Annotated in this window: 11 protein-coding genes; 9 read left to right on the top strand and 2 right to left on the bottom strand. The window is 28.2% G+C overall.

All coding sequences use genetic code 11. The features are described 5' to 3' along the window. Positions 1–175: 175 nt before the first annotated feature. Together ACRDDY_RS08370 and ACRDDY_RS08365 are read right to left on the bottom strand one after the other, a co-directional pair. A complete protein-coding gene (locus tag ACRDDY_RS08370; protein ID WP_438564499.1) occupies positions 176–1,399 on the bottom strand; it encodes a hypothetical protein in 1,224 nt (407 codons plus the stop codon). 318 nt (positions 1,400–1,717) lie between these two features. Continuing rightward, entirely contained in the window at positions 1,718–2,563 is an 846-nt protein-coding gene (locus ACRDDY_RS08365) for a helix-turn-helix domain-containing protein (RefSeq protein ID WP_438564498.1), read from the bottom strand. A 600-nt stretch (positions 2,564–3,163) separates the two neighbouring features. Here ACRDDY_RS08365 and ACRDDY_RS08360 point away from each other — a divergent pair. The 9 genes from ACRDDY_RS08360 to ACRDDY_RS08320 all read left to right on the top strand — a co-directional run bounded on the left by ACRDDY_RS08360 (position 3,164) and on the right by ACRDDY_RS08320 (position 9,575). Further along, positions 3,164–3,433: a hypothetical protein gene (locus ACRDDY_RS08360; RefSeq protein ID WP_438564497.1), complete on the top strand. Its 270-nt coding sequence runs from the start codon at positions 3,164–3,166 to the stop codon at positions 3,431–3,433. 11 nt (positions 3,434–3,444) lie between these two features. Next, positions 3,445–4,512: a hypothetical protein gene (locus tag ACRDDY_RS08355; RefSeq protein WP_438564496.1), complete on the top strand. Its 1,068-nt coding sequence runs from the start codon at positions 3,445–3,447 to the stop codon at positions 4,510–4,512. A gap of 154 nt (positions 4,513–4,666) precedes the next feature. Continuing rightward, positions 4,667–4,861: a hypothetical protein gene (locus ACRDDY_RS08350; RefSeq protein ID WP_438564495.1), complete on the top strand. Its 195-nt coding sequence runs from the start codon at positions 4,667–4,669 to the stop codon at positions 4,859–4,861. A 15-nt stretch (positions 4,862–4,876) separates the two neighbouring features. Continuing rightward, positions 4,877–5,152 carry a hypothetical protein gene (locus ACRDDY_RS08345; RefSeq protein ID WP_438564494.1) on the top strand — a complete coding sequence of 92 codons (276 nt, stop codon included), beginning with the start codon at positions 4,877–4,879 and terminating at the stop codon, positions 5,150–5,152. Further along, a complete protein-coding gene (locus ACRDDY_RS08340) occupies positions 5,149–6,636 on the top strand; it encodes an FtsK/SpoIIIE domain-containing protein (RefSeq protein ID WP_438564493.1) in 1,488 nt (495 codons plus the stop codon). Before ACRDDY_RS08345 ends, ACRDDY_RS08340 begins: the two co-directional genes overlap by 4 nt. 236 nt (positions 6,637–6,872) lie before the next feature. After that, on the top strand, positions 6,873–7,202 hold the full coding sequence (locus tag ACRDDY_RS08335) for a hypothetical protein (RefSeq protein ID WP_438564492.1): 330 nt from the start codon (positions 6,873–6,875) through the stop codon (positions 7,200–7,202). 186 nt (positions 7,203–7,388) lie between these two features. Next, positions 7,389–7,580, top strand: coding sequence for a hypothetical protein (locus tag ACRDDY_RS08330; protein WP_438564491.1), 192 nt, complete (start codon positions 7,389–7,391; stop codon positions 7,578–7,580). Then, on the top strand, positions 7,558–8,991 hold the full coding sequence (locus tag ACRDDY_RS08325; protein ID WP_438564490.1) for an FtsK/SpoIIIE domain-containing protein: 1,434 nt from the start codon (positions 7,558–7,560) through the stop codon (positions 8,989–8,991). The genes ACRDDY_RS08330 and ACRDDY_RS08325 overlap by 23 nt, the downstream gene beginning before the upstream one ends. Further along, positions 8,988–9,575 (top strand): hypothetical protein, encoded by a 588-nt coding sequence (locus ACRDDY_RS08320; protein ID WP_438564489.1) that lies wholly within the window; start codon positions 8,988–8,990, stop codon positions 9,573–9,575. Before ACRDDY_RS08325 ends, ACRDDY_RS08320 begins: the two co-directional genes overlap by 4 nt. The last annotated feature ends 104 nt before the right edge of the window (positions 9,576–9,679 follow it).

Below are 9,679 nucleotides of genomic sequence, written 5' to 3'. Positions count from 1 at the left end.
TGAGTTTAAAAATACCCAAAAGATAATGTATTCTAGTTTAAAAATGAATGATTCTATGTTGTAATCTAGTTCTAAAAAGTGCATATTGGCATTGAATTTTAAAATTAAACAAAATAATCACTCTTACTGTATTCTAATTCAAAAATATAAAAAGATAATGTATATGAGTTTAAAATTAAAGAAATTCTTTTACATCCCATTTAGTTTTCCCAAAGGCACTCATAACATAATTGGATATGTTATTTTTTATCTCCCCCTTAGAGCATTTATGCTTTAAACATCTGAGAACTGCTGCAACATATTTATCATCAAAATTATTTAATATATATCCCACATCTCTTATATCTAAACTATATTCTCTTAAACCATCAAAAATTTCAGACTCTGTATTATATAAATTCTTAAATGTACTGGTGTTCAATTTCTTTCTGTTAAATATTATGTTTATTCCTCTATTTTTTTCTTCCTCAAAATCATCTATATATCCTATATCAACCAATTCTTTCATTGCCTTTTTAATTTGTGAGTTTGCATAATATTGTTGTTTTTTATCTATATAGTCTAACCCTATATAGTCACATAGTACTTGATATGTAATAAACTTACTTGATGATCTTGACCACGTACTTAGGATTAATAAAATCCTCTTAGATATTGACATTGCTAACCCTTTATACTTTTCATAATCATACACTTTGTAATATCCATTACACATATTGTTCAAAAAGAAGTCATCTATTTCAACATATTGATAATCTTGAATTTCATAAGGACTTAAAAGTTCTCCTTTGTGTTCCCTTTTGTAAATATCCTTCTCATATGTTGCATAAGATTTTAATATTCTACAACTCTTTTCACCTTTAAAGCTTGAAACAAACTCTCCTTCTTCTGCATTATATATAGCAAACTTTGTGTATATAGTGGTTTCATTTAGTTTTTGAATAGACTTTTCTAACTTTGCTTTTAAAAATCCTCCATATGTTTTATAACCTAATTCCTCGGCTAATTTTGAAAATGTGAAATTTATCCTTGCTGGTATAGTAACTTTTCCATTATCATTATTTTTTTCAAATAAGAATCTATTGTTTTTTAGATGTATTCTAAAAAGTGCTAATAATACATCTAACTCAGCCATCTGTGGGACACCATGTCTTGATCCACCAACTACTTTTAAAGTAACTTCTTCATTATTTGATTTGAACCACGACCTAGTAAGCTCCATTTCCTTAGCTCTTTTTAGAGAGATAAAAGGTAGCGTCATTAAATTTGTTTCATTAAAACCATACTCCTGTTTTACCTTAAAAAATGAAATCTGCTTTTCTATGTCATTATCAACAGATTTATCCACACTTGATTTGAGTGTATTGCTATTATTAGCTATGTTTTCAACAATATCCACAACTAACTCCTCCATTCATACAAAATTCTACAAAAGATAATGTATTCTAATTCAAAAGATAATGTATATGAGTTTAAAAGTCAATAGAAAGATAATGTATTCTAATTCAAAAATATAAAAAGATAATGTATATGAGTTTAAAACTAATGTATATGAGTTTTAAAATAAATCTTGTATCCATTGATATACCTATTTTTCAGAAAGCAAGTATACACTATAGTATCAATGTTATTAGTATCATATAATGTTATTAGTGTCAGGTTATAGAATAAAAACTCGAAAAACACGCTAAAATGTATTATTATAAAATTCTCTATCTTATTTTCCAAATAGCTTACTAAAAAATCCTTTATTCTCATTTTCAACTTTAAGCAACTCTACTCTTTCAGTCTCTTTTTTATCTAATAAGGTTTTAATCTTATCTACTACTTCCTTATCTCTTTTCTCATCTCTAGCTATAAAGTCATTCAATTTAGTTTCTAGTTCTTTATTAGATTCCAATACCTTATCAATTTTCTCAAACTCACTAGAAACGTTTTTAAGGCTATTCTCGACCTTTTCTGATACATTATCACCTAATTCTCCTACAACACCCTTTAAATCACCTGTAAACTCGCTCATTTTATCTGTAACAGCTTCATCAATAGTAATAGCTATTTGTTTTTTGAATTCTTCCTGCATATCTCCTTGACTTGCTAACATCATTTTTTGCATAGCTAATATATTTGCAGTCATTTGCTTTTGGAATTGTTTCATCTTATCATCTATATTTTTAGTTAAGGCTTCCATAAATACTTCCATGGCCAGAGGATTTTTTAAATCAAGTTCTCCATTGCTATCCTGGAAACCATCATCAAGAAAATATTCCTCTATCTGTTTTAATGTCATTCCACGTCTTTTAAGTTGACTAACTTGCAGAAGTCTATTTACATCTTGCTTTGTATAAGCTCTGTTCTTATTGCTGTAGATAAACTCTAAATGCTTTTCGAAATATCTACTCCAATATCTAACTGTTGAATCTGGTTCTTCTATTATCTCTGCTACTTGCTTGGTTGTATAATAAGTTGGTTCTACTATATTAATATTTTTATCTTGAGCTGAGTCTTTTTGTTCTGATTTTACTTCCTCAAATTCCGCATCAATTGTATTTTCTTTTTCATCCATTATTCTATCCTCCAATATTTGTAATAAATACATTTTACTTTAACTTTACTTTACTTGCAACAATTAGTTCTAAAACTTTGCTTTAATGAATATATATTGTAGTTTATGTTTGCTTTAGTTTGGAATTGAAGTAATTTAGATTTGGTTAAGACAATAATCTAAAATGAAAATAGAGTTCTAAATCAATACAGTATAGATATAAATTAGTTCTAATACAGGTGTGTTTAGATACCATTTGATTATATTTAATTAATAAAATAGTAACAATATAGAATGTTTAGATTATATTAAAGTATAGATAAAGTATTTTAAAATACAATTTAGATTCAATCAAAGTATTTTAAGGTATCTTAGAATTTAATTATAGTACGTTTTAGTTAGATTGAATTTCTTTTGATGTTGAATAAACATCCTTAGACGAATCCTATTTACATTTAATTCAAATGATGATATAATTATATTAAAGGTTTATACAAGTCTTTTAAGATTCGTTTTAGTATTTTAAAGAATTTTAGAAGTTTGTTATAGTACGTTAAGATATTTTTTAATACTTCTTACTATGGTTTGGGTATTCTAATAAATATTAAAAGAAGGTGAAATATGTATACGCAAAATGATTACAAAATATTGAAGCATATCTTAAAAAAGGATGATAAAACAAAAGGTCTTACTAGGTCTAATGGAACTACAATAGCTGAAATAATTGAAAGTACAGGTCTTTCAGATAGGAAAATTAGAGTTACACTAAATAGATTCATAGATGACGAAATGGTATGCTATGGTGTATCAATAGGAAGAACTAGAACATATTGTGTTCTAAAAAAGGGATTAGATGAACTAAAAAGTATAAGAGAATCAATTATAGAATAGGAGTGGCAATAATGGATAAAAATAAAATAGTAGTAATAGGTACTGGTGGGGCAGGAAATAAAATGCTAGATACTTTATTAAATATAAATAGAATATACACACCAGTTTTTTGTAACACAAATGTTAGGGAAATGGAAATATTAAAACACTTTAACCCAAATGCAAACGCCTTATATATTGCAAATGCAGAAGGAACAGGTAGAGATAGAAGTAAAGCTGTAGAAGCTATAAAAGCAGACCAGCCTAGCATATTAAGTTTTTTTGTAAATAAATTTTCAAAACAATCTGGTAAAGAACATTTCTTTATAATATCAAGTGCAGATGGAGGAAGTGGATCAGGTTCTGTTCCAATGTTAAGCAAAGTTATAAAAAGAGTAAATCCAAATGCTACAGTAAATTTACTTATAGCTAATCCAAATCTATCTGAAAGAGGTTATTCACTTCAAAATACAGTAGATTTATATGTTGAAATAGTGGAATTAATGAAATCTGGAAGAGTTAACTCAGTTCAATTTATAGATAATAATAAAATGCAGAATGAAGAAGATTTTAACTATGATGTTATGAGAATGTTCGATAATTCACTAAGCATAAATAATATTGATATTGATGTAACTGACTCAGAAAGAGTCAATACAGAAGTAGGATATAAGGTTATATTAGAATTAGATCCTGAAGATAAAAATGATATAGATAAAGCTATAAACAGTGCTATTAAGAATAGTCCTTTTGTAATGCCTTCAGTTTTTGAGTGTAATATATTAATGGCTTCTATGATGAAGGAAGACTTTGATAAGTATGCAGTAAGAGGAAAATTTGAGGTCTTTAATTTTGACAAATATGATTATAATAATAAAAGTAATATAATTGTTCTCGGAGGAATAGAAATGCCTTCAGACCATATAGAATTAATCAAAATGGAATTAGAAAGTCAAAAAGATAAGAAGAAAAATAGAAATATATTTGGTAAGGATATTACTAAAGAAACACCAATAAAGAAAGAAGAAAAGAAAGAAAATATTGGAGTAACTAGAGAAGATTTAGACGAGATGATGAATGATGATAGTTTTTGGGATTAAATAGTATGGAATTCTTTAAACAACCTATAAATAACCTAGAGTGCAAAATGCTTTAGGTTATTTTTTTATATTTTTTCATAAATTCTTATCACAATTCATATAATTTATCATAGTATGTACTATAAATAAGAAATAAAGAGAGGAAATAATAGATATGGAAGATAAAAATAAAGGCAAAGCACCTTCGGACTACCAAAGAATGAGTATTAGTTTTACAGCTAAAGAAGTATATATGTGGGAATTTCTGCAAGACCAATTTAATGCAAGATACTACATTAAAGCTTTAATACACGAAGATATGCTAAGAAGAAATTTAGTAACTGAAAAAGATAACTATAATAATAGGTAAGGGTGGGTGAATTTTATGAGTATTAAAAATATAATAAATAAAAAAGACAATGGAGCAACAACAAGAATAGCAATCGTAGGAACTATATTAAGCCCTCTAGCAATACCAGCACTTAAAGCCATTGAGACACAAATAATATTACATTCTCCAAGTGTAGTGGCATTTGGAACAGGTACGGCAATAGTAAGTAGCATAAGTGCAGTAGCATTACCAGTGGCGGTAGGAGTATCGGCAGTTGCAGGTATAGGAATTTTAGCTAAGACTCTTGTTAAAGGAGAAGAAAAAGAATGATAACTGAGATGTATGTTGGGAGTGTGGCTTTAGCATGGCTACATTCCTTAACTTTTACAAAACGCAAAAATATGCAAATAGAACGTGAAATTAATTATATATTTGATAAAGTTGTTGACTTTGGAGCAAGGGAAGATGATCAAAAAAGATTTACACTAAATTTCTATACACTAACTGAATATGGATTTCAGTTGTTTGTAAAGTGTGATGGTGGTGATTTAAATATATTTAAGAATTATATTAAGAGATTAGAATATGAGTATGAAGGAACTATAATAGCTACTAATTTAACTGATGGAATAAGAGTTAAGGTATGGTTAGATGGTATGCCTATAAGTAGCGAAGATAAGTTAAGTATTGAGTTTGATAAGGCTTATGATAGCGTTAGAAATGAATATGGAGATACATTTAGCATAGCAAGAAGTAAAGAAATTAAATCGCCTTCTGATGAGGTTGTAGGAGAACTATTAGAGGTAAATATTCCTCCAGGACTTAATATTGATTTACTTAAAAAATATGCTAATAATTTAAATTTTTTAGGTAAAAGTATTGCTAAAATTAAGGAGAATAAGGCTTATATAGAGATAATTAACAAGACTACAAATATAGAATATAAGCCTATTAAGGTTAAAGGATATGAATTGTATGTAGGTACTAAAAGTAATTATAATCCACTTATATTGAATTATAGAGATAATGCAAATGCTTTTATCTGTGGTAAACCGACAAGTGGTAAAACTAGAATTATGATACAAGGTGTTTTGAATGTAATAGGCTGCAATAAGGACGTAGAATTATACATTGCAGCAAGTGATAAAAGGGATTTAGAGATTTTTAAGAATACTGCAAATTGTACTGAATGTGAGAATAAACTTGAGGATATATTAAAGATGTTGCAAAGGTTAAATAAAGAGGTCAAAAGAAGAAATGAATTAATGCCTGTGAGTGAGATGATATTTGACATATATGCCTACAATGAACGTAAGAAAGATAAGTTGTCTATAATACATTTTTTAAGCGATGAAATAAGTGATTTAATGGTTTCTGATGAAAATGATAGTAATTATAATCTTAAAAAAGCTATCACAGATATACTAATTGAAATAGGTAGAAAAGGAAGAAGTGTAGGAGTATATTTAACATTAGCAACTCAAAGAGCTGGTAGTAGTTGCATACATCCTGATTTAAAAGCACTGCTAGGAAATAAGATAATATTAAGTCAAAACAATGAACAAAGCATAAAACTAGCAGTTGGCCACGAGGATTTAAATAAGATTAGAATGGTTTCTAGCCTTGACACGAAGAAGAGAGAGTTTATGTATGATAGTGATGAAATAGGGCTAGGAATGGCTTGTATGCTTGATGATAACGTTATACAGAAGTATATTAAACATTTGCTAGTAAGAGATGGAAACGTGGTTAAGATAAATATAAAGAAAAAACAAAGAAGCTCAGGCAGATTTGGTAAACTAAAGGCTCAATAAAATTTGAGTCTTTTTATTATTTTAGGAACATATTTAGTAGATTATTATAGTATATATTATAAACATTGTATTTTAGATTAGATTTGAGAATTTTCATTTATGACTAGCTCATTTGATTTAAAACTATTTTAGCTTAGAGAATTTTTACATTTTGTAATTAGCTCAGTTAAAATAAAATCTTTATTAAAAAGTGGGATGGGGAAATCAAACTTTATTAATAAAGGAGGAGTTTTAAAATGGTGTACAACATTTTAGGACACATAGCAAGTTTCTTTTTCATTATTATTTTAGTATCACTTTTGGTTAAGGTAGCATGGTTAATGATACCTGGATTTATTAGAAGTATGATTATAGGTTCACTTAAAGGTATATGTTTTATATCTGAGCCAATAAGAGCTGCATCTAAAGAAGTCCAAAAAGATATTTGCAAAGATATTAGTAAAAAGAGAAAAAAGAAAGCTAAAGCTAAGGCAGTAGCTAAGAAAAAGAAAGATGATAAAGATGATGAAAACAAAAATGCTTCATACAAAAGTACGAAACATTCTCATCTAAAAATCGTTAAATAAACTTATTCTTCTAGCTACACTTGAGATGATTTTTATTTATATATAAGGTCATCTCTTTTTTTGATTCCCTACGATATTATTATGTGATGATTTCATATTTTTATACGTTATTTAGGAAACTTTTTTATAAATACCTCATATACATATATTATAGTACAACTTAACGGACAGATAGGAGTGATAAAAATGGATTGGGTACTATTTGGGAAGATTGCAGTAGGTGGAGGAGTATGGTTAATAACATCTATAACTGCTTACTATATACAATCTAATAAAAACAATAATGATAAGATAAAGGATATAAAAATAAGAAATTGTAGAAAACAGTTAAGACAAATGAGGAGGTATAAAAAGAATGAAGACCAAATCATCCTCTAAGAGCATTAAGAGTTTATTTAGAAGGGGTAAAAATAGAATTAATAGAATGATAAAACAGTCTAAAGAAAATGAAATCAAAGCTAAGAATGAGCTAGCAATTAAAAGGGCTAATACAAAAAAGATAAATGAATTGGTTAGAAAATGGGATAACCAAATGACTCATTTAGGCTTACACAATGTTTATGCTGATATTTTTACCTTAGCTAATTTAGAAGTTACTGAGTATGGAATAAAAGGTGTTGTTGCACTTCCTGATGGTATGGATTTTGAGACTTTAGAAGGGAAGATAAAAACTCTTGAACAGAAATTAGAATGCAGGATAGCCTTTAATAGAAAGGGTAGGAGAAATGTAGAAAATATAGAATTTATAGAAAAGATGCCTATGAATATACCATTCAGACTAGTTAAGGTAAAACCTTGGGAAATATGTACAGGGTTAGACTATACAGGAAGCCCTATGATTGAAGATATGACTAAAACTCCACATATGGTTAATAGTGGGACTACAGGTTCAGGAAAGAGTTTTTGTATAGATCATATTTTAATAAACCTAATAGCACACAATTCACCTTCAGAATTAGAATTATACCTTCTGCAAATGGAAAAGGATGATATGATACTTTATGAAGATGTTAAGCATTGTAGAGCTTATGCGACTGAAAATAGACAGTTTTATTTAATAATGCAACACATTGAAAAGATAATGAAGGAAAGGAGTAAGAAGATAGCACCATATAGAAGAAAAGCGTTAGCAAGTAGTTATTTAGAGTATAATAAACTAAATTCTCAACAACCTATGAGTACAATATATGTTGTTATAGATGAGATAGCATCACTTTTTAATTTAAAGGGGGTAAAAAAAGAGGTGAAGAAAATAAGAGAATATGTAGGAGCTATGGTTGAAAGAGTTGCACAGATAGGGAGAGCAGTAGGGGTGTTCTTGATACTTTCAGTGCAAAGACCTACAGTTAATATGTTTTCAAGTTTTGTTAAATCTATGATGAATGTAACACTAGGATTTAAACAAGAAAATTCTAAAAGTAGTGAAGTAGCTTTAGATGATGCAAGAATAGGACTTGCACTTGGAAAAAGAGAATTTGTAGTTAAAAATAATGGTAGCTTTAAATTTGGAATAGTTCCTCTTATGAATACAAAGGGGCTTCATGACCAATATTTGCTCCCACATAAAGAAAAGAATCATAGAGATTTATTCCAGGACTTAATCAAACAGGCTAAAAATAGTGGGAATGAAGTAAAAATAGGTGATAGAATACCTGAAACCACAAGAGAGAAAGTTTCTAAAGAGAATGAAAATTTATTAGTGCAACAAAATATCAAAAAGATAGAGAATTACAAGGATTGGGATGGGAATACCCCAACACAACCTAAGAAAGGTAGGGAGCAAGTATGATAACTAAGAAAGATACTGATATTATAAATTATATATATAGTGCTAAATTTGCAACAATAGAACAAATAGGATATATATTCTTTAACCACAGTAAATACGCTTACGATATGGCTAGAAGAGAGTTGAATAAAATATTAAGAGAAGATAAGTACATTAGAATGTTTAGAAATACAGCGACTAATCAAAATGTATATGTGCCTATTGAGAGTAGTATGAGAAAACTAAGTCTCCATAACATAAAGGCTATGGACTATTTAGCAAGACTTAAAAATTTAGGAGTGGAGTTAGAGAAAGTAGAAGTTGAAAAAGAAATTAATGGAGTGATTCCAGATCTATATGTGATTTTTAAATTTAATGGTGCAAGATATAGACAGGTGATTGAAATACAAACTAGGCATGAAGTAGCAGATATAAATAAATATATTAAGATAGAAAATATTCTTAATGAACTAGCCGAAGGACATCAAACTGACATTATAGTGGTTCAAAATACCAATAAAAACTACTCAGAAGTAAATGAAACGAACTTAAAAGTAATCCAATTAGACCTAGATTTAACTCAAATTGCAAAAGTTTTATTGTAGAATATAGGAAATTTGTAACAAAAATGCTAGAAAAACATAGAATATAGTATAAAGAAAAAGGGAGGTAAAATTCCTCCCAACTATTTAAAGTCATCTTTATTCAT

Origin of the sequence: Clostridium sp., assembly GCF_051656525.1 — a bacterium.
Classification (GTDB): Bacteria; Bacillota; Clostridia; order Clostridiales; family Clostridiaceae; genus Clostridium.
The sequence above is the reverse complement of the archived record's forward strand: the minus strand, read 5'-3'. Positions and strand labels throughout refer to the sequence as shown.